The 23,676-nt window shown below is 64.4% G+C and carries 19 protein-coding genes and 1 pseudogene; 12 read left to right on the plus strand and 8 right to left on the minus strand.

Features of this window, described 5'->3' with window-relative positions; translation table 11 throughout:
• Position 1: 1 nt before the first annotated feature.
• Positions 2-2,143: a hydantoinase/oxoprolinase family protein gene (locus JN279_RS01335; protein WP_202351803.1), complete on the minus strand. Its 2,142-nt coding sequence runs from the start codon at positions 2,141-2,143 to the stop codon at positions 2-4.
• Between the two features lie 110 nt (positions 2,144-2,253).
• Between JN279_RS01335 and JN279_RS01340 the strand changes: the two genes are divergently transcribed.
• A complete protein-coding gene (locus JN279_RS01340) occupies positions 2,254-3,033 on the plus strand; it encodes a helix-turn-helix transcriptional regulator (RefSeq protein WP_202351804.1) in 780 nt (259 codons plus the stop codon).
• 45 nt (positions 3,034-3,078) lie between these two features.
• Here the strand turns inward: JN279_RS01340 and JN279_RS01345 are convergent, their stop codons facing one another.
• Both JN279_RS01345 and JN279_RS01350 read right to left on the minus strand, forming a co-directional pair.
• A complete protein-coding gene (locus JN279_RS01345) occupies positions 3,079-3,378 on the minus strand; it encodes a type II toxin-antitoxin system RelE/ParE family toxin (protein WP_096452978.1) in 300 nt (99 codons plus the stop codon).
• Positions 3,375-3,653 carry a type II toxin-antitoxin system ParD family antitoxin gene (locus JN279_RS01350; RefSeq protein WP_096452976.1) on the minus strand — a complete coding sequence of 93 codons (279 nt, stop codon included), beginning with the start codon at positions 3,651-3,653 and terminating at the stop codon, positions 3,375-3,377. The genes JN279_RS01345 and JN279_RS01350 overlap by 4 nt, the downstream gene beginning before the upstream one ends.
• 199 nt (positions 3,654-3,852) lie before the next feature.
• On the opposite strand from JN279_RS01350, the gene JN279_RS01355 reads away from it, so the two are divergent.
• From JN279_RS01355 to JN279_RS01375, 5 genes are all read left to right on the plus strand, one after another.
• The gene (locus JN279_RS01355) at positions 3,853-4,605 is read left to right on the plus strand and encodes an SDR family NAD(P)-dependent oxidoreductase (protein WP_096452974.1); all 753 of its coding nucleotides are present in this window, start codon (positions 3,853-3,855) and stop codon (positions 4,603-4,605) included.
• Positions 4,606-4,835: 230 nt separating this feature from the next.
• Complete coding sequence (locus tag JN279_RS01360) at positions 4,836-6,185, plus strand: glucoamylase family protein (RefSeq protein ID WP_096452972.1); 1,350 nt, start codon at positions 4,836-4,838, stop codon at positions 6,183-6,185.
• Complete coding sequence (locus JN279_RS01365) at positions 6,175-7,704, plus strand: mercuric reductase (RefSeq protein ID WP_202351805.1); 1,530 nt, start codon at positions 6,175-6,177, stop codon at positions 7,702-7,704. The genes JN279_RS01360 and JN279_RS01365 overlap by 11 nt, the downstream gene beginning before the upstream one ends.
• A 117-nt stretch (positions 7,705-7,821) precedes the next feature.
• Positions 7,822-9,096, plus strand: coding sequence for a glycosyltransferase family 4 protein (locus JN279_RS01370; RefSeq protein ID WP_244734356.1), 1,275 nt, complete (start codon positions 7,822-7,824; stop codon positions 9,094-9,096).
• Complete coding sequence (locus tag JN279_RS01375; protein ID WP_096452966.1) at positions 9,093-10,667, plus strand: glycosyltransferase; 1,575 nt, start codon at positions 9,093-9,095, stop codon at positions 10,665-10,667. Before JN279_RS01370 ends, JN279_RS01375 begins: the two co-directional genes overlap by 4 nt.
• On the opposite strand, the gene JN279_RS01380 is transcribed toward JN279_RS01375, so the two are convergent.
• From JN279_RS01380 to JN279_RS01390, 3 genes are all read right to left on the minus strand, one after another.
• The gene (locus tag JN279_RS01380) at positions 10,650-11,642 is read right to left on the minus strand and encodes a hypothetical protein (RefSeq protein WP_096458395.1); all 993 of its coding nucleotides are present in this window, start codon (positions 11,640-11,642) and stop codon (positions 10,650-10,652) included. The genes JN279_RS01375 and JN279_RS01380 overlap by 18 nt on opposite strands.
• Before the next feature lie 90 nt (positions 11,643-11,732).
• Positions 11,733-12,308 carry a DUF1349 domain-containing protein gene (locus JN279_RS01385; protein ID WP_096452964.1) on the minus strand — a complete coding sequence of 192 codons (576 nt, stop codon included), beginning with the start codon at positions 12,306-12,308 and terminating at the stop codon, positions 11,733-11,735.
• A 50-nt stretch (positions 12,309-12,358) separates the two neighbouring features.
• The gene (locus JN279_RS01390; RefSeq protein ID WP_096452962.1) at positions 12,359-13,798 is read right to left on the minus strand and encodes an aldehyde dehydrogenase family protein; all 1,440 of its coding nucleotides are present in this window, start codon (positions 13,796-13,798) and stop codon (positions 12,359-12,361) included.
• 274 nt (positions 13,799-14,072) lie between these two features.
• Between JN279_RS01390 and JN279_RS01395 the strand changes: the two genes are divergently transcribed.
• The 6 genes and pseudogenes from JN279_RS01395 (at position 14,073) to JN279_RS01420 (ending at position 22,506) form a co-directional block, all read left to right on the plus strand.
• A complete protein-coding gene (locus tag JN279_RS01395) occupies positions 14,073-14,732 on the plus strand; it encodes a TetR/AcrR family transcriptional regulator (protein ID WP_202351807.1) in 660 nt (219 codons plus the stop codon).
• Positions 14,733-15,149: 417 nt separating this feature from the next.
• Positions 15,150-17,482, plus strand: a pseudogene (locus JN279_RS01400) (FAD-dependent oxidoreductase).
• Positions 17,483-17,563: 81 nt separating this feature from the next.
• Positions 17,564-18,817, plus strand: a complete 1,254-nt coding sequence (locus JN279_RS01405; RefSeq protein WP_096452954.1) for a sarcosine oxidase subunit beta family protein — start codon at positions 17,564-17,566, stop codon at positions 18,815-18,817.
• An 8-nt stretch (positions 18,818-18,825) separates the two neighbouring features.
• Positions 18,826-19,092 carry a sarcosine oxidase subunit delta gene (locus JN279_RS01410; RefSeq protein ID WP_096452952.1) on the plus strand — a complete coding sequence of 89 codons (267 nt, stop codon included), beginning with the start codon at positions 18,826-18,828 and terminating at the stop codon, positions 19,090-19,092.
• The gene (locus JN279_RS01415) at positions 19,089-21,974 is read left to right on the plus strand and encodes a sarcosine oxidase subunit alpha family protein (RefSeq protein ID WP_096452950.1); all 2,886 of its coding nucleotides are present in this window, start codon (positions 19,089-19,091) and stop codon (positions 21,972-21,974) included. Before JN279_RS01410 ends, JN279_RS01415 begins: the two co-directional genes overlap by 4 nt.
• Positions 21,967-22,506 carry a hypothetical protein gene (locus tag JN279_RS01420; RefSeq protein ID WP_096452948.1) on the plus strand — a complete coding sequence of 180 codons (540 nt, stop codon included), beginning with the start codon at positions 21,967-21,969 and terminating at the stop codon, positions 22,504-22,506. Before JN279_RS01415 ends, JN279_RS01420 begins: the two co-directional genes overlap by 8 nt.
• Before the next feature lie 6 nt (positions 22,507-22,512).
• Here JN279_RS01420 and JN279_RS01425 read toward each other — a convergent pair whose 3' ends face one another.
• Together JN279_RS01425 and msuE are read right to left on the minus strand one after the other, a co-directional pair.
• A complete protein-coding gene (locus JN279_RS01425; RefSeq protein ID WP_096452946.1) occupies positions 22,513-22,998 on the minus strand; it encodes a hypothetical protein in 486 nt (161 codons plus the stop codon).
• 99 nt (positions 22,999-23,097) lie between these two features.
• Positions 23,098-23,658, minus strand: a complete 561-nt coding sequence (gene msuE / locus JN279_RS01430; protein WP_096452944.1) for an FMN reductase — start codon at positions 23,656-23,658, stop codon at positions 23,098-23,100.
• Positions 23,659-23,676 lie beyond the last annotated feature (18 nt).

Raw genomic sequence — 23,676 nt, forward strand, 5'->3', positions numbered from 1 at the left:
CTCAAGCGTGGGTGTAGTGCAGCAGCGTCCATTCATCGACATGGACACGGTCCTGCGGGTGAACGACGAGCGTCGTGGCGGGATGTTCGATGATGGCCGGCCCGATCACTTCGTGACCGGGCTGCAGCAAGTCCATCTCGTAGAGATTGGCCTTGTGCCAGCGGCCGCCAATATAGGCGTCGCGCACGCCCTTGTGGGCGGATGCCGGATCCGACTTGCCGAGCGGCCGCTTCAAGAGCACCGGCTTGACCTTGTCGGCCGTGGCGATGAGACCAAGCTCGGTGATCGAGAAGCCGGCTTCGCCATAGCGCGAGACGCGGTGGTTGACCTTGGCATAGACCGCTTCGAACTCGTCGATAACCCTGCGCATGTCGTCGGGTGATTGAATAGCCGACAGCGGCGCCATCACCTCGACGTCCTCGAGCTGGCCGGTGTAGCGCATCATCAGGAACGGCACGGTCTTGATCTTTTCGCGCGCATGGCCGTCCTCGATCATCTCGTCGACCGCGGCCTTGGTCAGATCATTCCAGACATTGGTGACCTTTTTGCCGAAGGCGAGCAGTTCATCGTCGCTGGCGCGTGCACCAATGTCGTGCTGCGTCGACACCGAATGCCGGCGCATGAAATCGGCCGTGGTGCAGCCGAAGGCCGAGAAGGCGGCCGCGAACTGGAAGGTGATGATGTCCTTGAAGCCGATGCCCCTGGAGCAGCCGGCCAGATGCAACGGACCCGAGCCGCCATAGGAGAGGAGCGTGAATTCCGAGGGGTGGATGCCCTGGCCGGAGATGACGCGGCGCAACGCGTTGTTGGCGTCGGCCTCCAGCATGTCGATCATGCCTTCGGCGGCTTCCTCGACACCGACGCCGAGCAGGCGCGAGCATTTCTCCTCGAAGGCTGCCCTGGCCTTCTCGACCTGCAGCACGACCTTGCCGCCGAGGAAATAATGCGGGTTGAGGCGGCCGAGGATGGCGTCGCAATCGGCGATGGTCGGTTCGGTGCCGCCCTTGGCAAAGCAGATCGGGCCAGGATCGGAACCGGCGCTTTCCGGCCCGAGCGAGACCTTCTTGGTCAGCGGGTCGACCTTGAGGATCATGCCGGCGCCGGCGCCGATCGTGTCGAGATGCAGCGTCGGCACGTTGAGCTTGAAGCGGTCCATCAGCGGCTCGTTCTCGATCCGCGTCTGGCCACGGGTGATGACGCCCATGTCGAAGGAGGTGCCGCCCATATCCGAGCAGATCAGCGAGTCGTTGCCGATCAGCTTGCCGACATAGGCCGCGCCCAGAATGCCGCCGATCGGGCCGGAGATCATGGTTTCATGCAGGCGCGGATGGTTGATCGAGGTCAGGCCACCGAAGGACAGCAGCGTCTGCACGCCATATTTGAAGCCGTATTTCTTGGCGACGTCCTCGATGCCCTTGAGCTGCTTGCGGCCGCGCGAGGTGGCATAGGCCTCGATCAGCACCGAGTTCAGCCGCGACTGCTCGCGGATGACCGGACGGACCTCGTGGCTGGTGTAGACGAGGATGTCGGCGCCGGCCTTGGCGATCTCCTCGCGGCAGATCTCGGCAATACGCTTCTCGTGCACCGGATTGACGTGCGAGAAGATCGTCATGATGCAGATGCCCTCGACCTTGTCGGTGATCAGCTTCCTGGCGGCGATCGCGACCTCATGCTCGTAGAGCGGCAGGATGATGTCACCGAACTGGTCGATGCGCTCGGTGACGCCATGGGTGCGGCGGCGCGGCACCAGCGGATCGGGATGCTGATGCGTCACCGCGTGCAGGCGGTCGGCATAGGAATAGTCGGCCCAGGCCTGCAGGCCGCGGCCCATCAGGATCATGTCTTCCAGGCCCTTGGTGGTGATCAGGCCAAGCCGGCGGCCGGTTCGCGACAACAGCGTATTGAGCATGCCGGTGCCGGAATAGAGCACCACGTTGACGCCGGAAAACAGCTGCTCCAGCGAGATGCCCCAGGCATCGGCCGCGTCCTCCGCCGAGGCGAGGAAGCCCTCGGCCTCGTTCTTCGGCGTCGTCGCCGACTTGCCGATCTTGAAGTGGCCGTCCTGATCGACAAGGATCGTGTCGGTCATGGTGCCACCGGCGTCGATGCCGATGACAATGGGGTTTGTAGTGATCTGGTCCACGGGTCGCTTTCCCTCTTCGAGAATGACCGCAGGCTAGATTCTCGGGGTCGGATCGCGCCATATGCCTAAAGGCACAATGACGGGCAGGCGCGGTTCGCCGAGAAAAGGGCATGCGCATGGGCAATATCTGGGCGCCGCTGGCCAAAGCGATCGCCGCCACCGGCACCGACCGGCATGTCGACTGCCTGATCGACCTGATCGGCGCCGACATTGTGCATGATTTGGTGACGGTCACCCGATATTCTGCGACCAAGACGCCCGAATTCGTCAAGCACCGGCGCTTCTCGGACGAGATGGTGCGACGCTATCTCGACAATTACTATGTCTTCGACCCGTTCTATGCCTCGTGGCGGCGCGAGCGCAGGCTGGGCATCCTGCCACTCAAGGGATTGGCGGACGAAGAAGCCAAACGCGGCCAGTACATAGCCGGCTTCCTGGCGCAGTCGGAAATCTGCGACGAGGTCGGCATCCTGCTGGCCGATGGCGGCGATTGGTGCCTGGGCATCTTCCTCGACCGCTCGACCAGTTCGTTCAAGGACAGCGAGATCGCCCTTCTGGACGAACGGCTGCCGGTGTTCGAGGCGCTGCACGCGCTGGACATCAAGGCACGCGGGCGCGAGTTCTTCCGCACGTCGGCGCCGACTGGCCCCGGCGCCTCGCCGCGGCAGGAACCCACCATCCCTATGAGCCTGTGGCCGGATCTGTCGCTGCGCGAGCGGGAACTCGTCCAGTTGATCCTCGCCGGCCATCCGACCGCCAACATCGCCGAGCGTCTCGGCATCACGGTCGGCACCGTCAAAAACCATCGCCGGCGCATCTATGAGAAGCTCGACATCACCACCGAGCGGGAGCTGTTTTTGCAGTTTTTTCAGCATCGGGTGGATGGATAACCAGGCTCTACGCACCTACCCGGTTTGTGGCTTTCCCGTGGCAATTTACAGCTCATCCTCCCAATTGGCCCCGCCATAGAACACGCGTAATATTACCACTTGGTCGGGTTCCACGATGAAAGCAACGGTGACGCGGCGCTCAAATCCGATTACGCGAAGCCCCGGCCGCAGGTCGTTCCTACGCGAGCCTCGCTCAGAGCCGTATTCAAGGTTTTCGCAGAATGCCCTGATGCGTTGGTCGTAGCGATCGGCCGTGGAGGCGCTGCTAGCGTCCGCAATGGTGTCATAGATCCAGTCGAGATCGTCGCCGGCTTTGGCGGCATAAATGATAGCCCGTTGCTTCACGCATCCCTCTGCAAACGCGCTTGGTGACGCTTGCGCGCCCGCTCTGCCATTTCTTCTCGCGAGATACCGTTAGGGTCCGCCTTCCATCTGTCATAGGTCGGCACGACCTCCTCGCGTAACCAACGCTCGACGGCCGCGTCGCGCTCTTGCAGGGCGCGAAGCCCGGCGCGGATCACTTCGCTGCTCGTCGCATAGGTACCTGATTCAACCAGACGATCGATGAAGGCAGCCTGCTCCGTTGGCAGGCTGAAGGTGCGTTTTTCGGTGGCGGCCATGATGTCTCCTGCGAGCGTGGTGTGATAATATCATACCGACCAGGGATCGCACCTGAAATCTGAGGTCCGTCCCAGATCGAGGGAATCGCCATAGCCTCATTGGCCCAGACGATCGATCTGCATGTCGGCTTGAACTCGATCGACCGTGCCCCCACAGTCTCCACGAAGGCGCCATCAGCCGACATGCAGGGAGAATGAGATGCCGATGAACTTCGCGGGACGCTTCGCCAGCCGATCGGCGGTCATCACCGGCGGGGCCTCGGGTATCGGCATGGCGGTTGCGCAAAGGATCGTCGAGGAAGGCGGGCGCGTCAGCGTCTGGGATCGCGATCCGGCCCAGATCGAACAGGCGAAGGCTGTCATCCCTGGCCTGCACGGTGTTGCCATTGACGTCGCCGACGCCGCCGGCGTTCAAGGCGCCGCCGTACGAACGATTGAAGCGCTTGGCGGTGTCGACATCCTGGTCACAAGCGCTGCGATCACCGGACCGAACATGACGACCTGGGCCTATTCGGTCGAGGATTGGCAAAAGGTCATCGACATCAACATCAACGGCGTCTTCTACTGCAACAAGGCGCTGGTGCCGCACATGCTGGAACGCAACTACGGCCGCATCGTCAATATCGCCTCGATCGCCGGCAAGGAAGGCAATCCCAATGCTTCCGCCTACAGCACGTCCAAGGCCGCGGTGATCGGCCTGACCAAGTCGCTCGGCAAGGAACTGGCCAAGACCAAGGTGACGGTGAATTGCGTGACGCCGGCGGCCGTGCGCACGGCGATCTTCAAGCAGATGAAACAGGAGCACATCGACTTCATGCTGTCCAAGATTCCGATGGCGCGCTTTGGCGAAGTCGAGGAAGTGGCGGCGCTGATCTGCTGGATCGCCTCGGAAGAATGCTCGTTCACGACCGCCGCCGTCTTCGACGTTTCCGGCGGCCGCGCCACTTATTGATCCGGGCCGGAACATCCCCACATTGGCCGGTGCAACTACAATTCCGCGTGACGAGGCAACCATCGGAACTGGACAGGCGTATAGTCGCCGATGTCTGTATGGGCGGCGACAGAACAGGATTTGCGGGAAAGCCATGACACGACGAGACAATTTGGCGATGACCCATGGCCACCGCACCGGCGCCGCGCGATCGACAGGAGTCGCGGCCATCAGGCTGGAGATCGTATCGCTTGCCTGAAGCAGATCCTGCAGCACTCTCTGATGACGAGCTTCTGGACCGCTATCAGCGCGCGGCCTTCGGCTATTTCCTGGAGACTGTGAACCCCGACAACGGTCTGGTCGCCGACACGTCGCGGCCGAATTCGCCGGCCAGCATCGCCGTCGTCGGTTTCGCCCTCTCCTGCTATCCGATCGGCGTCGAGCGCGGCTGGATGACGCGCGCGGCGGCGAAGGAGCTTACGCTTGCGGCGCTGCGTTTCTTCTCGACCAGCACGCAAGGCGGTGGTGACGAGGTCACCGGCCACAAGGGTTTCTACTACCACTTCCTCGACATGCGCACCGGGCTGCGCGTCTGGCGCTGCGAGTTGTCGATGGTGGACACCGCCTTGCTGTTGGCCGGGATGCTGGTGGCCGGCGCCTATTTCTCCGGCGAGAATGAACAGGAAGCCGAAATCCGCCAACTGGCCGAAGCGATCTACCGGCGCGTCGACTGGCGCTGGGCGCAAGGCAAAAGCCCCACCTTGCGGCAAGGCTGGAAGCCGAAGAGCGGTTTCCTCCACTATGGCTGGGAAGGCTACAACGAGGCGACCATCCTCTACGTATTGTCGATGGCTTCACCCGACAGCCCGACCTCCAACGACAGTTACGAGGCTTGGACGGCGACCTACCAGTGGGAAAACATCTACGGCCATGACGTGCTCTATGGCGGCCCGCTGTTCATGCACCAGTTCTCGCATGCCTGGATCGATTTCGCCGGCATCCGCGATGCCTTCATGCGCGAGAAGAACTCGGATTATTTCGAGAACAGCCGCCGTTCGACCTATCTGCACCGCGACTATGCCCGCCACAACCCCTATGGCTTTGACGGCTATGGTGAAAACCTTTGGGGGCTTTCGGCGGGAGACGGGCCGGGCGGCTTCCGCGCCAGTGTCGAGCGACGGCGGCACCGGTTTTCCGGCTATGCGGCGCGTGGCGCACCGTTCGGGCCGGATGACGGGACGATCGCGCCATGGTCCTATCCGGCGTCGCTGCCCTTCGCGCCCGACATCTGCCTCGCCGCCTTGCGCCATCTCGGCGAGCGCTACCCCGAGGTGATCGACAATTTCCGCCTGCCGAGCGGCTTCAATCCGACCTTGGCCAACCGGCGAAAATTCGGCCGCAACGGCTGGGTGTCGGAGGGCCACTACGGGCTGGACCAGGGCATCGTGGTGATGATGATCGAGAACCACCGCTCGCGCCTGATCTGGGAGCTGATGGGCTCCAATCCCCACATCCGCCGCGGCCTGGGCAAGGCGGGCTTCACCGGCGGCTGGCTGGCACAGCCTTCAGGCTCCGCATCGGGGGCCCATAATGTCGCGTGAACGGACAAAGGCCGCCGCTTTCCCTGTCGACCGCAACGACGTCGACCTGGTCCGGGCCGCGCATCCGCCGCATTGGAAGAACCCGACCCCCGACGGCCAGTACAATCTCGTCGTCATCGGCGCCGGGCCGGCCGGGCTGACCGCGGCGCGTGACGCCGCGAGCCTTGGCGCCAAAGTCGCGCTGATCGAGCGCGGGCTGATCGGCGGCGCCTGCATCAATGTCGGCGGCATCCCGTCGAAGTCGATCATCCGCACGGCCAGGCTCTATGCCGACATGCGCGATGCCGAGAATTTCGGCGGCGACACGCCGACGCGTCTTCCTGTCGACTTCGAGCGGGCGATGATGCGGATGCGGCAGATCCGGCAGCGGCTCAGCCGCGCCGATTCGGCCGCGGTGATCGCTTCAGAAGGCATCGACCTCTATTTCGGCGAAGCGCGCTTTGGTGGGCCGGACACGGTTGATGTCGCCGGCAAGACGCTGCGGTTCACGAAGGCACTGGTCGCGACCGGTGCGCATCCGAGCGGGCCGGCGATCTCTGGACTTGCCGAGGCCGGCTATCTCGACAATGAGAGCATGTTCAACCTCACAAAATGTCCTGAGCGGCTGCTGGTCATCGGCGGCGGGCCGCTTGGCTGCGAGACGGCGCAGGCCTTCTGCCTGCTCGGGTCGAAGGTCATCCTGGCGCAGAGCGATCCGATGTTCCTGCCCGGCGAGGAACGTGACGCCGCGCAGATCCTTTCGGACGCGCTGGCACGCGAAGGGATCGAGGTGCGCCTGAACACCGAAGTGGTGGCGGTGCGCAGGGAAGGCGGCAAGAAGTTCGCCGACCTTTTGCGGGACGGCGACACGACGACGATCTCCGTCGACGAGATCATCACCGGCGTCGGCCGTTCGCCCAATGTCAGGGGTCTCGGCCTGGAAGAGGCCGGGGTGGCGTATGATGCCAACGGCATCAAGGTGGACGATCACCTGAGAACCACAAATCCGCACATCTACGCGGCGGGCGATGTGTGCCTGGAGTACAAGTTCACCCATACCGCCGAAGCGACGGCACGCATCGTCGTGCGCAATGCCCTGTTTCGCGGCCGCGAAAGGCTCAGCGACCTCGTCGTTCCCTGGTGCACCTATACCGATCCGGAGATCGCGCATGTCGGGCTCTATCCGATCGAGGCACGGCGGAACGGCATCCCGGTCAAGACCTATACGGTGCTGATGCATGATGTCGCCCGCGCCGTGATGGACGGCGAGGAGGAAGGGTTCGTCAAGATCCATGTCCGGGAGGGATCCGACCGCATCCTGGGGGCGACGGTCGTCGCCGCCCATGCCGGCGAGATGATCAATGCGGTGACGCTCGCCATAAGGTCGGGCATGGGATTGCATGCCCTGGCCGATGTCATCCATCCCTTTCCGACGCAGGCACAAGGCATCAAGATGGCGGGAGACGCCTACAGGCGAACCCGGTTCACCTCCTTGCGCCGGCGTCTGGCGGCGCGCTGGCTGGCCTGGTCGAGGCGATGAGCCTGGCTGCGCGCCGAGGACTCGAAGCGACAGTATTCAAAAGATACAGTGCTTGACGAAAGCCTTGTTCAGCTAAACAAGGTGGCGCTGATGCTTGTGATCACGGAATCGTACTGAATGCCATCTGAATTGGGCCCCCTGCCTGGCGCAAAGCCCCAGCCATCCGCATTGAACGGCACAGGCGCGCAACCGGCTGTCGGCAAGCCTGAGCGGGCGGCCCAGAGGCGCACGCTGATCGTGTCGCACGACCCGGGCTTTCCGCCGGCTTCAGGTTCGGATCTGAGAAACTACCGCAACGCCGAAGCGGCCGCCAGGTTCGGACCGGTCTGCCTGGTTTCGGTCAAGCCGAACAAAGTAAAGAATGCGCCTGATCCATTGATCCGGGTCGAGGCCCTGTCGATCGAGGGGGAGCCCCGCACGGCCTCGATCGGTTGGTGGCGCTCAAGGTTAGAGAATCGCATACCGCGTTCCGCGCTGCCGCGGCTTGAGGCGCTCGCCCGTGAATTCCGCCCTGACACCATCATTGTCGAGGGTGTCGGCCTGTTCAAGCTGCTGCGGCCCCTGCGGCCGCTGGCGGCGCAGCTCATTCTCGACATGCACAATGTCGAGTCCGACCTGGCCGGACAGATCAGGCGCCTCAGCGCCAGGCGAAGCGCAGCAGCATTCGGCGTCCGGTACCTTGAAAGAAAAGCGCTGTCCCTTGTCGACAGGGTGTGGGTTTGTTCGAACCCGGATCGCCAGAAGCTGATGACGCTTTCCCGGCACGAGATCCCGATCGACGTTGTTCCGAACGGAATTCCGCAAGCCGGGGATGGTCTCGGGCGCCTGCCCGCCGAACCGTCGACCGGCAACGGCTTTCCGGTGATCGTGTTCATCGGCCATCTCGCCTATCCGCCAAACGTCGATGCCGCCCAGCGCCTGGCCAGTTTCATACTGCCCCGTATCCGAAACGCCCTGCCGGGTGCCAGGCTCATCCTGGCTGGACGCACCCCAAAACCGGAGGTGCAGGCATTGGCCAGATTGCCTGGCGTGGAGCTCATCGAAGATCCCGCGGATGTGGCGCCGCTGTTGTCCAGCGCGCATCTCACCATCGTCCCGCTGACGGCGGGCGGCGGCACACGCATCAAGATCCTTGAAGCCATGGCCGCCGGCGTGCCGGTGGTCGCCACGCCGATCGCGGCCGAAGGCCTGGACCTGATCGAAAACGACGAGGTGCTGCTGTCTCAATCCGACGGAACGCTTGCCGAGATGGCGATCGGACTCTGTCTCGATCCCGAACGCAGGGCACGGCAACGCCTTCGAGCGCATCAGGCGGTATGGGCAAGGTTCGGCCCGCAAGCGATCCGCGACGCCGTTCGCGACGGGCTTGGACCAAACGGCGCCGCCGGATGATTCCGGCGATCCTGCACCAGACCTGGAAGGGCGACACCATTCCCGCGCGCTTCCAGCCATATGCCGACAGCTGGAAGCGGCACAATCCGCACTGGACGGTGATGTTCTGGAGCGACCGGATACTCCTCGAATTCGTGGCCGAGCACTACCCTGATTTCCTGCCGATGTTCTGCGGCTACACGATGGGCGTGCAGCGCTCGGATGCGGCCCGCTACATGCTGCTGCATCATTTTGGCGGGGTCTATGCCGACATCGACTGCGAATGCGTCGCAGCCTTCGATCCGATCATGGACGAAACCCGGATCGTGCTGTGCAAGGAGCCGGCGTCGCATGCGGCCGTCCAGGCGGATTTCCGGGGCCTGCCCTATCTTCTGTTCAACGGAACAATCGCGAGCCCGCCCGGGCATCCCTTCTGGATGCATCTGTTGTCCATGATGCCCGGGCTCGCCGGCGCCAAGGATGTGCTCGACGCAACCGGCCCTTGCCTTTTGACCTCCGCGCAGCGCGGTTATAGCGATCAAGAAGCCTTCGCCCTTCACCCTTCCGGCCTGTTCACGCCGGTGACCTCCGCCGGGAGCATGGAGCGCGAGGGCAGCGACGATACGGCAGCACTGTCGATCCATCACTGGGCCGGCACATGGTGGATCCCCGAACCGCCGCCGAAATGGACGACCAGGCTGCGCAACCGCGCCTATGGGCTTTGGTACCACATGACGCGCGGGGCGTATCTGGATGAGGCCGTGGCGAGAGCCGGCGTCGACAAGGTTGTTCTGGCGGCGCCGCCGCCTTCGGGTCAAAACATCGCTGTTCTGGTGCCACTTCGCGACGCCGCCGACCTCATCCAACCCTTTCTCGATGCGCTGGACGGGCTCGACTACCCCAAGGACAGGATCAAGCTGGTGTTCTGCGAAGGCGACAGCCTGGATGGCAGCTGGGAACGGCTGCGGGCCGCGACGGCGGGACTGGCCGGCAAATATCGCGACATTGTGCTTCTGCAAAGACATATCGGCACCAGGCTCGATAGGGCAAGACGGGCCAAGCCGAGGATGCAACGCGTCAGGCGCGGCGCGATTGCCAAGGTACGAAATTGCCTGATCGACCATGGGCTGAAGGAAGACGACGACTGGGCGCTGTGGATCGATATCGACGTCTGGCGCTTTCCCGGCGATGTGCTGAACCGGCTGATCGCCACGCGGCATCGCATCGCGGTGCCCAACTGCGTGAAGATCGCCGGCGGCGACAGCTTCGACCTCAACAGCTTCGTTATCCGACGGCAGACCAGGGATTATCGCTATTACCGCGAGATACGCGGCGGTCTGCACCAGCCTCCCAAGCAGACACCGTATCGCTATCACCTGAGCGATGTCAGGCATCTCGACATCATCGGCCTCGACGCGGTCGGCGGAACCATGCTTCTGGTCGATGCCGCTCTGCATCGCGGCGGCCTTCGCTTCCCCGAAATTCCCTACCGCGACCTGATCGAGACCGAGGCCTTTGGGGTGCTCGCCAACGATCTCGGCATCCGGCCGGTCGGCCTGCCGAAGCTGGAGATCCTACACGTCCCCTGGTGAAGCGGCAGCTTGCCGAAGTTCCAGCCTGAGGGGCTCCAGATAGGCCTGTGGCCGCAGACGCCGCCACAAATAGTCCCGCTCCGTCAGATGCGCGACCTTGCCGATCCAGCGCTGTGGCGCTTGCGGATCCCTGACCTCGTGCCAATCCTCGACGATGATGACCGGCAGGCCTTCGTAGAGAGGGTCGAGCGGCGAGGTCTTGGTCACCACGATGCAGCCGAGATAGAGCAGCTCCCATGTGCGATGGCAATCGAGGCCGTTTCCCGTGCTCGAAAGCACGAGCGGATATTGCGCATACAGCTGCCAGATGCCGCGCTGCGAAACGCGTCTCTTCAGGAAGTCGACATGCGGGCATCCGTCCAGCGCATCAAGCAGCTCCCGACGCTGGCTGGAGCCCCTGCTGACGCTGAAATCGCAGAATATCCTGGGCTGACGGTGATCCGCATTGCCTTGCCGGTCCCGCAGGGTTTGCAGCTGCCGCACCAGACCGGCAGGCGTTGCAAGGGAGCGCGGCGTATGGAGATCCAGCCCGATCGGGAACGGCTTGATCCTGGGGTGACCACCATCGCTGTTCTGGCTGTACCAGGACACCAGATAGGGGTTGGCGAGAAGCCGCTCGACGGTGTCCTTCGCCAAGTCCGACGGAACCGAGGCATCGCCGTCGGTCGTCAGCAGGATGAAGGGGGCCTTGATGGTCGGCAAGGCAACCCTGGCGAACGTATCGAGGTCGCAGTTTCGCCGCTCCCTGGCCAATGTGCTCAGCCGAACCCAGACGATGCCATGCGCGCCACTATAGTGGTCGCGGAAAAAGGCCTCGCTCTGCGTCGATTCGGTCGGCGCGTTGCGATACCAATCGGGTCCGGCGAAGTCGCAGAAGTGAGCGATGCCTTGCGACCACAGCACGGAAGGAACGCCGAGGAATCTCAGCGCCCCGGAACGGACCGCCCTTTTGAGTTTTGCCCGCCAACGCGACATGCCCATCGGCAACGCTTAGCCCAGACGCCGTCGCGGCCGCAATGACCTGCGGCGCGCGCGGGCCACGCAAGCCCGGTCCCGGCCGGAATGTCAGTCGTGGAGTTCCCGTGAAATCGGCGGGCCGACCGAAAATCCGGAGAATGTGACCTCGAAACCCTCGCGCTGCGGCGAACAGCACATCATGCCGACAGCGACCGTCTTCGAGACCGGGAAATAGGCGAGCCGCACCGGTTTCCACTGGCCGTCCGAAGCATCGAGATACTGGACGCGGATCGCCTCGCCATGACGGGTCAGGCGGATCTTCACGCCGTTCGGATCGGCATGAATTGCCACCAGTGACCAGTCCGACGTGTCGTTGGTGACGACGACGGAGAAATAGGCGAGGCCGTCGGTGTATTCGATGCCGGCCTTGATCCAATGCGTTTCGCTGAGCCGGACCATCAGCCCGGCCTGGTCGTAAAGCACCCTGTAATCACCCCTGACGGTGACTTCGGCGGTGAAATCGCCCTCGACCGGCCGATGCAGGAAATGGCCGTTGTCGCGCCAGAAACCGTAAAAAGTCTCGCGCCAGAAATCGGTCTCCTTGCCGGTGCGAACGCGCACCGCATCGCCTGACATGGCGTGATGCGGCGGCGGGTTGAGCCAGGTCAGGTCCTGCAACGTCATTGCCTCGGTTCCGTGGTGAAGGTTCGCCGGCCCGATAAGCCGGCGCCCGATCAGCCTGCGAATGTATAAGCGGTCTTCACCGTGGTGTAGAACTCCATGGCATAGCGGCCCTGTTCGCGCGGGCCGTAGCTCGAGCCCTTGCGGCCGCCGAAGGGGACATGGAAGTCGACGCCTGCCGTCGGCAGGTTGACCATCACCATGCCGGCCTCCGAATTGCGCTTGAAGTGCGTGGCGTGCTTGAGGCTCGTGGTGCAGATGCCCGAGGTGAGCCCGAACGGCGTGTCGTTGGCGACGGCAAGCGCCTCGTCGTAATCCTTGACGCGGATGACGCTGGCGACAGGGCCAAAAATCTCCTCGCGCGAGCTGCGCATGGCGTTGGTGGCTTCGGTCAGCAGGGCCGGGCTGAGATAGAAGCCGGGCGTCTTGCGATCGAGCCGTTCGCCGCCGAAGGCGAGCGTGGCGCCTTCCCTGACGCCGATGGCGATGTAATCCTCGTCCTGCTTCAGCTGGGTCGCGTCGACGACCGGGCCGATCTGGGTCTGCGCATCGAGTGCATCGCCGATCACCAGCTTGGCCATCCGCTCCTTCAGCGCGTCGACGAAACGGTCATGGATGCCTTCGGTCACGATCAGCCTGGACGAGGCGGTGCAGCGCTGGCCGGTCGAGAAGAAGGCGCCGTTGAGCGCGCAGTCGACGGCGACCGCGAGATCGGCGTCGTCAAGCACGACCAGCGGGTTCTTGCCGCCCATTTCGAGCTGGAACTTGCGCATGTGCTCGACACTTGCCGCCGCGACGCGTTTTCCCGTGCCGACCGAGCCGGTGAAGGTGATGGCATTGACATCGGGGCTGTCGAGCATCGCCTGGCCGACCACCGAGCCCTTGCCCATAACGAGGTTGAGCACGCCCTTGGGCAGGCCGGCGCGATGCAGGATGTCGACGATCGACCAGGCGCTCTCCGGAACCAGCTCGGCCGGCTTGAAGACGATGGTGTTGCCATGGGCGAGCGCCGGCGCGATCTTCCAGGCCGGAATGGCGATGGGGAAATTCCACGGCGTGATGATGCCGACCACGCCGACGGCCTCGCGGGTGATCTCGACGCCGACGCCCGGCCGCACGCTCGGCACCATCTCCCCGGTCAGGCGCAATGTTTCGCCGGCAAAGAAATCGAATATCTGGGCGGCACGAATGGTCTCGCCAATGCCCTCGGCCAGCGTCTTGCCTTCTTCGCGCGCCAGATTGCGGCCGATCTCGTCCTTGCGCGCCATGATCTCGTCGGACGCCTTCTTCAACACCGCATGGCGCGCCAATGGACCGGAGCGCGACCATGCCGGAAACGCCGCCTTGGCCGCCGCGATCGCCTGCTTGGCCTGTTCGACACCCGCCGAGGCATATTCGCCGACGACATCGCCGGTATCCGAGGGGTTGATGTTGCGGGAGCCGGCATCGCCAACCCATTCACCATCGATGAGGTTCTTTCGAAACTGCGCCATGTCCTGGTCTTTCCTGCTGGTTGGCCGCGCGGCGGCATCTGTCTGAACTGGTATTTGCCAGACAAATGCCTTGCGGGAAAGCACGCACTGGCCGAACGGCCGCGACAAAAATCCCCAGGCCTGCCATTACGCCAAATCGTGCGGCGGCGATGGCGCCCATCGATAGCTGACCGGCTAATGTCCGCGAGACGTTCTCCAAGCCCAAACGAATTGCCCTGTACAGACATGTCCATAGCCTTGATTTGCCTGATCCGGCGTGTCATGCGTCGTGCTGATGGCAGCAATCGAAACGACGATCCAGCGCGCCGGCGCCACCGGCAACATCAAGGCCACGCGTGAAGACTGGCTGAAGCTGGCGCTTGAAACACTGATCTCGGATGGTGTCGAACGCGTCCGCGTGCTGACGCTTGGCCAGCAGCTCGATGTCTCGCGCTCCAGCTTCTACTGGTATTTCAAGAGCCGGCAGGATCTGCTCGACCAGTTGCTGGACTATTGGCGGCAGACCAACACCAGGTTCATCGTCGAGCGCGCCAACCGGCCTTCCGCGACCGTCATCCGCGGCGTGATGAGCATTTTCGAATGCTGGGTCGACGAGAAACTGTTCGACCCACGGCTGGATTTCGCCATCAGGGCCTGGGCCCGCCGTTCGCCCGCCATCCGGCGCGCGCTCGATGAGGCCGACGAAGAACGCGTCAATGCCATACGCGACATGTTCAAGCGCCATGGCTATGAGGACGAAGATGCGTTCGTGCGGGCCCGCGTGCTCTATTTCATGCAGATCGGCTACTACTCGCTCGAGCTCAACGAGCCGATGAGCACCCGCCTGGCCCAGGTCGCCTCCTATCTGCGCAGCTTCACCGGCCAGGAACCTCCGGCAGAGGATGTCGAGGATTTTGCGCGCTACGTCGAGAAGACGCTTTCCGGCAAACGGTAGACGCCAGGCATGGGCCGCCTCGGCCTGATAATCCCGCCCGACGCCATGCAAGATTGGCCGAAGCCTCCCCCACGTGGTCATCCCTGGGCGAAGCAGGCGCGAAGCGCCGTCGCGGAGACCCTGGGATCCATTCCGTGACCTTCAACAAGCACTGCAGCGGAGCGGGAATTCTGCACCGTGGCGACGCTTCCGAGTCCCGGCATGGATCCTGGGGTCTGCGCGGCGTCGCTGCGCTCCTTGCTACGCCCCAGGATGACGAAGCGATGGGCGCTCCTGCTCATCTTCGTCTCTCAACGCAGACACATCCGACCCGTAAAAACCTCCTTGGTGACCATGCAATCTGCTCCCCGCAATGTACTAGACACATGTGTACAACGCCATTAAGGTGCGCGTCATCACCTGATGGAGTGCGGCAGGATGAAATCCCAATACAGGGCGATCGTTATCGGCGGCGGCGTGGTTGGGGCCTCGGTGCTCTATCATCTGGCGAAGTTCGGCTGGAGCGATGTCGCGCTGATCGAACGCGAGGTGCTGACCGCCGGCTCCAGCTGGCACGCGGCGGGCGGCTTCCACGCCTTGAACGCCGACCCCAACATCGCCGCGCTGCAGGCCTATACGATCGACCTTTTGTCGGAGGTCGAGACGGAATCGGGCCAGAACATCGGCATGCACATGACCGGCGGCATCTCGGTCGCTTCCGCGCCGGAGCGCTGGGAATGGCTCAAGGCCTCCTACCGCATTTTTCAGACCATGGGCATAGACGATGTCCATCTGGTCGGCGTCGACGAGATCAAGCAGCGCTGCCCGATCCTCAACACCGACGGCATGCTGGGCGGCCTCTATGCGGCGCGCGAAGGTCATATCGACCCCTCGGGCGTCGTCCATGCCTATGCCAAGGCGGCAAGGAAGCGCGGCGCGGAGATCATCGAGCACAACCGTGTGTTGGAGCTCAACCGGCGTGCCGACGGCAGCTGGGACGTGGTCACCGAGAGAGGCACGGTTATTGCCGAGCACGTCGTCAATGCCGGCGGCCTGTGGGCCAAGCAGGTCGGCCGGATGGCCGGCATCGACCTGCCCGTTTCGCCGATGGAGCATCATTACCTCGTCACCGATGCGCTGCCCGAGATCCAGGCGCTCGACCGGGAATTGCCGCTGGTCGTCGACCTCGAAGGTTTCACCTATATGCGCCAGGAGCAGAAGGGCCTGCTGCTCGGCATCTACGAGATCAACCACAAGCACTGGAATATGGACGGCGCGCCGTGGAACTACGGCATCGAGCTTATCCAGGAGGACACCGACCGCATCGCCAACGAGCTGGCGCTCGGCTTCAACCGTTACCCCTGCCTGGAGACCGCCGGCATCAAGCGCTGGGTGAACGGCGCCTTCACCTTCTCGCCCGACGGCAATCCGCTGGTCGGCCCGGTGCGCGGCGTCCCCAACTACTGGGTGGCCTGCGGCGTCATGGCCGGCTTCCTGCAAGGCGGTGGCGTCGGCAAGTCGCTGGCTGAATGGATGATCCATGGCGAGCCGGAAGCGGACGTCTACGGCATGGACATCGCCCGTTACGGCGACTTCGCCTCCCGGCGGGGCGTCCGCTGAAAACCGCAGGCGCGCGTGACGCCATGGATGCCGCCGGCGCACGCTGGGGCAGTTCCTGGGGCATGGAAGTGCCGCTTTATTTCGCGCCGCAAGGCTTCGTCGAAACACCGACGCTGAAGCGCTCCAACGCCTTCGACATCGTCGCCCGGGAATGCCGCAAGGTGCGCGAAGGCGTCGGCCTGCTCGATATCACCGCCTTCTCGCGCTACGAGGTCAGCGGACCGCAAGCGGAAGCCTGGCTCGACCGGCTGCTCGCCTGTGCGCTGCCAAAGCCCGGCCGCGCGAAACTCGCGCCGATGCTGGGCGAGAACGGCAAGCTCAAGGGCGACCTCACCGTCTTCAACTGGGGCGACGGCTGCTGGTGGATCATGGGGTCCTATTATCTGCGGCAATGGCATATGCGCTGGTTCGAACAGCATCTCGCCGACGGTGTCAGCGTTCGTGACATTTCGGACGCGGTCGTCGGCTTTTCGCTGGCCGGCCCCAATGCGCGCCGGCTGCTGGAACGGCTGACGCACCAGGATGTCTCGCACGAAGCCTTCGGCTTCCTCGCCTGCAAGACGCTCGATGTCGGCCTGGTGCGGGCCAAGGTCGGGCGGCTCTCTGTCATCGGCGAACTCGGCTACGAGATCCATTGCGGCGCCAATGAGCATGCCGGGCTGCGCCGCGCGCTGCTTTCGGCAGGCAGCGACCTCGGCATCACCGAATACGGCTTTGGCGCGGTCAATTCGCTGCGGCTCGAAAAGAGTTTCGGCATCTGGTCGCGCGAGTTCACGCAAGACTATACGCCTGATGAAACCGGCATGGATCGCTGGATCGCGTTCGACAAGGGCGACTTCATCGGACGCGATGCGGCGCGGAAAAAGCAGCAGGCCGGCGCCAGGCGCAAGCTGGTGACGCTCGAAATCGACGCAGCGGATGCCGATGCCAGCGGCTACGAGCCGGTCTGGAGCAGAGGCAAGCTTGCCGGCTTCGTCACCTCGGGCGGTTATGGCCATACGGTCGGCAAAAGCCTTGCCATGGCGCTTGTCGAGCGCGATGCGGCCGGAACCGATACCGAGTTGACAACCCATATCGTCGGCGTCGAAAGAAGTGCGCGCGTCATCGCTTCGTCGCCCTACGATCCGCTGGGCAAGGCGATGCGGGCATGACCGAACGAACCGCTGCCATCCTGCGGAAGACCCTGCCATGATCCAAGCCCCTTGCCCGAAATCAGGCCTGTCCGGTACACCATGACCAGACGCTATTCCGCCCTGTCGCTATTCAAGGAGGGCCTGGCCGGCCAGACCGGCTGGAAGCAGGCCTGGCGCTCGCCCGAGCCGAAGCCGTCCTATGACGCGATCATCATCGGCGGCGGCGGCCATGGGTTGGCGACGGCCTATTACCTGGCCAAGAACCACAACATTTCCAGGGTGGCCGTGGTGGAAAAGGGCTGGATCGGCGGCGGCAACACCGGCCGCAACACCACCGTGGTGCGCTCCAACTATTATTATCCCGAAAGCGTCGAGCTCTACGGGCTGGCGCACCGGCTGTATGAAGGCCTGGCGAAGGATTTGAACTACAACGTCATGCTGTCGCAGCGCGGCATGGTCAATCTCTGCCACTCGACCGCCGAAATGGAAATCGGCGCGCGCACCGTCAACGCCATGCAGATCAACGGCATCGATGCCGAACTGTTTTCACCCGAGGATGTGCGCCGCGTGGCGCCGATCTACAATTTTTCGCCTGACGCGCGTTTCCCCGTCTTCGGCGGCATCTGGCAGGGCCGCGCTGGCACTGCACGCCACGACGCAGTCGCCTGGGGCTATGCGCGGGCGGCGAGCCGGCTCGGCGTCGACATCATCCAGAATTGCGAGATCACCGATTTCATCATCGAGGGCGGCCGCTGCCGCGGTGTCCAGACGAGCCGTGGCGCCATCCGCTCCGAGCGCATCGGGATGGCGGTGGCCGGGCATTCCTCGGTGCTGGCGGCCAAGGCCGGTTTCCGGCTGCCGATCAATTCCTATGCGCTGCAGGCCTGCGTTTCCGAGCCGGTGAAGCCGATCCTCGACACGGTGGTGCTGTCGCCCGGCTGCGGCGTCTATGTCAGCCAGTCGGACAAGGGCGAGATCGTCATCGGCGGTGGGCTCGACCGTATTCCTTCATACGCGCAGCGCGGCAATCTGCCGACGCTGGAAACGGTGATTGCAGGGCTGCTGGAAATGTTCCCGATCTTCGGCCAGTTGAAGCTGATGCGACAGTGGGCCGGCATTGTCGACGTCGTGCCGGACTCCTCGCCAATCATCGGCGAATCGCCGCTGCCCAATCTGTTCCTCAACTGCGGCTGGGGCACGGGCGGCTTCAAGGCCATTCCGGCCGGCGGCACGCTGCTGGCCAATCTGCTGGCGACGGGCAAGCACAACGACATCAGCCGGCCCTTCGATCTCGACCGCTTCGCCACCGGACGGCTGATCGACGAAGCGGCCGGCTCCGGCATCGCGCATTAGAGGTCCTTATGCAGCTTTTCCCTTGCCCGTTCTGCGGCCCGCGCGACGAGACCGAATTCCACTATGGCGGCGATGCCGGCAATGCCAGGCCGGAGGGCGCCGATGTGCCGATCGAGCGCTGGGCCGGATATCTCTACCTGCGCAGCAACCCGAAGGGCACGGCGCGCGAAATCTGGGTGCACATGAATTGCGGCGAGTTCTTTGTCATGGAACGCGACACGGTTACGCACAAGGTGCTGTCCTCGACAGCGCTTGGCGGGGAGCACGCGGCGTGACCGCCTCGCGTCTCGCCACAGGCGGCAGCGCCATCGACCGCTCGCAGCCGATCCGCTTCAGCTTCGATGGCGCCACCGTGCAAGGCTTTGCCGGCGACACCATCGCCTCCGCGCTGCTGGCCAACGATGTCGCGGTGGTCGGCCGCAGCTTCAAATATCACCGGCCGCGCGGCATCTGGGGCGCCGGCGTCGAGGAGCCGAACGCGCTGGTCGATGTCGGCAGCCCGCAGGCGACGCCGAACACGCGGGCCACGACCGAGCCGGCACGCGACGGGCTGGTGGCGAAAAGCGTCAACGCGACGCCGAGCGCGCTGACCGATCGCAACGCCTTCCTCGACCGTTTCTCGCGCTTCATTCCGGCGGCGTTCTACTACAAGACCTTCATGTGGCCGGACTGGCACATGTTCGAGCCGCGCATCCGCGCCATGGCCGGGCTGGGCAAGGTCGATACGGAATGGACCGCGCCGGGTACGGCGGACCAGGTCAACCATCATTGCGATGTGCTGGTGGTGGGTGCGGGACCGGCCGGACTGGCGGCGGCCAGGCTGGCGGCCGACGCTGGTCTATCCGTCGTGCTGGTCGACGACCAGCGGAAGCCGGGCGGATCGCTCGGCCATCGTGCCGGCGAGATCGACGGCAAGCCGGCGGCGATTTGGGTCGAGGAGACGGTTGCCGAACTTTCCGCCGGCGGTCACCTGATCCTGCCTGCGACCACCGCCTTCGGCATCTACGACCACAATCTGGTCGGGCTGAACCAGCGTCATTTCGATGGCCGGCGCGACACGCTGTGGCGGGTCCGGCCGCGCCAGATCGTGCTGGCAACCGGCGCCATCGAGCGGCCGCTGCCCTTCGCCAATAACGACCTGCCGGGCATCCTGTCGGCGGATGCGGCGCTCGCCTATCTCGGGCGCCATGCGGTGCTGGTCGGCCGCCGCGTCGTCGTCGCGACCAACAATGACAGTGCCTACGAGGTCGCAGGAGCACTCGCCGAAGCTGGATCCGACATCACGCTGGTCGACATCAGGCTTGACGGCATGCCCGACGCGCCAACCAAAGTGCGGCTGGTCAAAGGGCGGGCGCTTGCCGCCGCCAAGGGCAGGCTGCGCGTCGAGGGCGTGACGCTGGATGACGGCACCAGGCTCGATGCCGACTGCGTGCTGGTCTCGGGCGGCTGGACGCCGACCATTCATCTCTTCGGCCAGGCCAGGGGCAAGCTTGCCTGGAGCGAGGCACGTGCCGCCTTCCTGCCGGGCGATCCGGTCGATGGCATTTCCGTGGCCGGCGCCGCCGCCGGCGCGGTTTCCTTGTCGGAGGTGTTCGCTACTTCGGAGAAGGCTGTTGCCTCGCTCGGCAAAACGAAAGCCGCAGTGCCGCGCAGCACGGGGCCGGAGGCGACGGGCGGCATAACGGCCGCGTGGCCGGTGCCCGGCTCGAAAGGGCGCATCTGGATCGACTATCAGAACGATGTGACGGTGAAGGATGTCGAACTGGCGGCGCGCGAAAACTTCGTCTCGGTCGAGCATCTCAAGCGCTACACCACGCTCGGCATGGCGACCGACCAGGGCAAGACCTCCAACCTGCTCGGCCTGGCGCTGATGGCCGGGATTACCGGACGCACGGTGCCGGAGGTCGGCACCACCACATACCGCCCACCCTTCACGCCGGTGCCGCTGGCAAGCTTTGCCGGCGCGCGCGTTGGCGAGTTGATGGCGCCGGTGCGCCGCCTGCCGCTGGAGAATGTGCATCGCGACAGCGGCGCGGTCTTCCAGGAATATGGCGGCTGGCTGCGGCCGGCTCACTATGGTGGCCGGGACGCCGATGCGGATCGCGCCATCCAGGACGAGGCGTTGCGCGCGCGCCGGTCGGTGGCGCTGTTCGACGGCTCGACGCTGGGCAAGATCGAGGTGATCGGCCCGCAGGCCGCCGCATTCGTCGATTTCCTCTATTACAACACCATGTCGACGCTGAAGCCGGGCCGCTGCCGCTACGGCTTCATGCTGTCGGAAAACGGCGTGGTCTTCGATGACGGCGTTCTGGTGCGGCTCGACGAGCATCGCTTCGTCGTCTCCTGCTCGTCCTCGCATGTCGCGGCGGTGCATGCGCGGCTGGAGGAATGGCGTCAGGATCGCTTCGGCCGCGACGCCGTCTATATCCACAACGCCACCTCGGACATGGCGACGCTGACCGTCTCCGGACCGAATGCAAGGAAGCTGCTCGAAACGGTCGATCTTGGCCTCTCGCTCGACGAGGCCGACCTGCCACATATGGCGGTCGGCCATGGCAGCTATGGCGGTGACGCGGTGCGCATCGCCCGCGTCAGCTTCACCGGCGACAGGAGTTATGAGGTCTCCGTCCCTGCGGATCGCGCCGAGCCGCTCTGGGCACGTCTGCGCCGGGCAGGCCAGGCGTTCGACGCTGTCATCATCGGCCTCGAAGCGCTGATGATCCTGCGCGCAGAGAAAGGCTTCATCGTCATCGGCAAGGACACGGACGGCACCACGCTGCCGCACGACCTCGGCTCCGAAGGGCCCCGCGTCAAACGCCAGAGCGAATATGTCGGCCGCCGCTCGCTGTTCACCGAGGAGGCTTCGCGCGGCGATCGCCTGCAGCTTGTCGGCCTGACGGTGCCGCAAGGCGAAGCGCCTTTGCCAACCGGCGCACATGGCATCAAGCGGGAGGATGGCAGGCTGCACAGCCAGGGCTTCGTCACCTCGAGCTACCAGAGCCCGACGCTTGGCCGGCCCATCGCTCTCGGACTGATCGAACGCGGCGCGGCGCGCCATGGCGAGACGATCGAAATCCAGCATCTCGGCAAGGTCCGCACGGCGACGATCGCCGCGCCTTGCGCCTTCGACCTGGCAGGAGAGCGGCTCCATGCGTGATCTCGCGGAAAAATGGTCGGTCGCGCCGGACTGGCGAACCGCCACGATCGAAGTGCCGGGGCTCAAAATAGGCGCCGTTACCGGGCTGCACCAACGCCTAGTCAGTGGCGATCTTCCCGCGTGGGCCGAGGCTTCCGGCTTCGACGGACCGGCCGTCGGGGCATTCGGCCTGGCGGAAGGCATACGCTATTCGGTGCGCCTGGCACGCGACCGCCTGCTTGCCGTGTCCACCACGCCCATCGGCATGGCCACCGGGTGGTCGCCCGAGGGGTTCGCCGTGACGGAGATCAGCGCCGGGCTGCAGGTGTTCGAGGTCGAAGGCCCAGCGCTTGAAGCCGTCATCGCACGCGGGACGACGCTTGATCCCAGGCAGCCAAGCGCCAGCGCGGCACTTTCCTTCGCCGGCATCGGCGCCATCGTCTATCGCCATGAAAGCAAGCTGCGCATCCAGGTTGACCGTGGTCTTGCGGCCTATCTTTGGACGTGGATGGAGCAGGCTGCCGGCCACATCGCGGCCGGCAACCAGCCGTGATCACGCTCAGAGGCTGAACGACCAGAACAGGCAGGCCAGCGTCGCGGCGGCGAAGATCACAAAGAAGAGGCTGCGCAACAGCACGTTGCGGCGCAGTTCGTTCATGACGAAGTGACAGCCGACGACCGCGACGGCGAACAGGAACCGCCAGTTCAGCAATGCGAGCATTGCGCTGCCCTGACCGAACGCCCATCGGGCGAGCAGGCCGCCGACGATGGTGGCGAACAGCACGATCACCGTCCAGAAAATCGCGTCGGCGCAATGGGTCAGCACGATGCTGGCCGCCCTGATCGGCAGGATCATCATCAACAGGGCGCTGAAGAAAAAGACGGCAGCCAACGGAATGAAGGTTCCGGCATCGGCGATGCCGTCGAGACGCCTGACGCCGATCGCGCCATAGGGATAGCCGTGGCGCGCCACTGCCAGGCTCAGCGCCATCAGCAAAGCGGTCAGGACGGCGACAAGTGCGAAGGTCGTGAGGGCTTTGCTCATGGTGTTCCTGTCCCGGGCGAATCAGACAGGAACTTTGTAACGGGCGGCCGTAAATTGCACGTAAGCGAGGGTGCCGCCGGTGCGGATTTCGATCGGCTGCTACTCGGCGGCGACCCTGCCTGCCGATCGGTTGGCCAGCACGAAGCCGACCTCGTCCACCGCCTGCGCCGCGCGCTTCAGGATCGCCTCGGAGCGCAGCACGCCGTCGGTGAAATCCTTGTCGGTGGCGTAGACAGCGGTCGGCAAGGCAAAAGCCTCGAAGAAACCGAACAACGGCCGCAGCTGATGCTCGACGATCAGAGCGTGGCGTTCGCCGCCGCCGGTCGCCGTCAGCACGATGGGCTTGCCCCGCAACGCCGAGGGATCGATGAGGTCGAAGAAGTGCTTGAACAGGCCGGTATAGCTGCCCTTGTAGGTCGGCGAGCCGACCACCAGCACGTCAGCCGCGAGGATCTGCGCCAGGATCGGCTGCGCCTGGCCGTCGAGGTCGCGCGCCCACCGTGCCGTGCCGAGCGAAGGGCCGACATCCTCGATGTCGTAGGTGACAGCCGAAAGGCCATGGCGCGCGGCGATGTCCCTGGTGACGAGGTCGACGAAGGCGCGCGTCTTTGACGGCCGGGTGATGTTGCCGGAAAAGCCGACGACTGTGGGGTTTGACATGGCAGTGGGCCTCTTGGA

It is taken from the genome of Mesorhizobium sp. 113-1-2 (assembly GCF_016756475.1).
Classification (GTDB): domain Bacteria; phylum Pseudomonadota; class Alphaproteobacteria; order Rhizobiales; family Rhizobiaceae; genus Mesorhizobium; species Mesorhizobium loti_C.

Excerpts from the sequence above, each read along its gene's own strand:
- JN279_RS01395 (WP_202351807.1), top strand. The coding sequence starts at position 14,073 with ATGGCAGCAATCGAAACGACGATCCAGCGCGCCGGCGCCACCGGCAAC.
- JN279_RS01410 (WP_096452952.1), top strand. The coding sequence starts at position 18,826 with ATGCAGCTTTTCCCTTGCCCGTTCTGCGGCCCGCGCGACGAGACCGAA.
- JN279_RS01385 (WP_096452964.1), bottom strand. The coding sequence starts at position 12,308 with ATGACGTTGCAGGACCTGACCTGGCTCAACCCGCCGCCGCATCACGCC.
- JN279_RS01350 (WP_096452976.1), bottom strand. The coding sequence starts at position 3,653 with ATGGCCGCCACCGAAAAACGCACCTTCAGCCTGCCAACGGAGCAGGCT.
- JN279_RS01380 (WP_096458395.1), bottom strand. The coding sequence starts at position 11,642 with ATGTCGCGTTGGCGGGCAAAACTCAAAAGGGCGGTCCGTTCCGGGGCG.
- JN279_RS01390 (WP_096452962.1), bottom strand. The coding sequence starts at position 13,798 with ATGGCGCAGTTTCGAAAGAACCTCATCGATGGTGAATGGGTTGGCGAT.
- JN279_RS01425 (WP_096452946.1), bottom strand. The coding sequence starts at position 22,998 with ATGAGCAAAGCCCTCACGACCTTCGCACTTGTCGCCGTCCTGACCGCT.
- JN279_RS01370 (WP_244734356.1), top strand. The coding sequence starts at position 7,822 with ATGCCATCTGAATTGGGCCCCCTGCCTGGCGCAAAGCCCCAGCCATCC.
- JN279_RS01340 (WP_202351804.1), top strand. The coding sequence starts at position 2,254 with ATGCGCATGGGCAATATCTGGGCGCCGCTGGCCAAAGCGATCGCCGCC.
- JN279_RS01420 (WP_096452948.1), top strand. The coding sequence starts at position 21,967 with ATGCGTGATCTCGCGGAAAAATGGTCGGTCGCGCCGGACTGGCGAACC.
- JN279_RS01375 (WP_096452966.1), top strand. The coding sequence starts at position 9,093 with ATGATTCCGGCGATCCTGCACCAGACCTGGAAGGGCGACACCATTCCC.
- JN279_RS01365 (WP_202351805.1), top strand. The coding sequence starts at position 6,175 with ATGTCGCGTGAACGGACAAAGGCCGCCGCTTTCCCTGTCGACCGCAAC.
- msuE (WP_096452944.1), bottom strand. The coding sequence starts at position 23,658 with ATGTCAAACCCCACAGTCGTCGGCTTTTCCGGCAACATCACCCGGCCG.
- JN279_RS01405 (WP_096452954.1), top strand. The coding sequence starts at position 17,564 with ATGACCAGACGCTATTCCGCCCTGTCGCTATTCAAGGAGGGCCTGGCC.
- JN279_RS01355 (WP_096452974.1), top strand. The coding sequence starts at position 3,853 with ATGCCGATGAACTTCGCGGGACGCTTCGCCAGCCGATCGGCGGTCATC.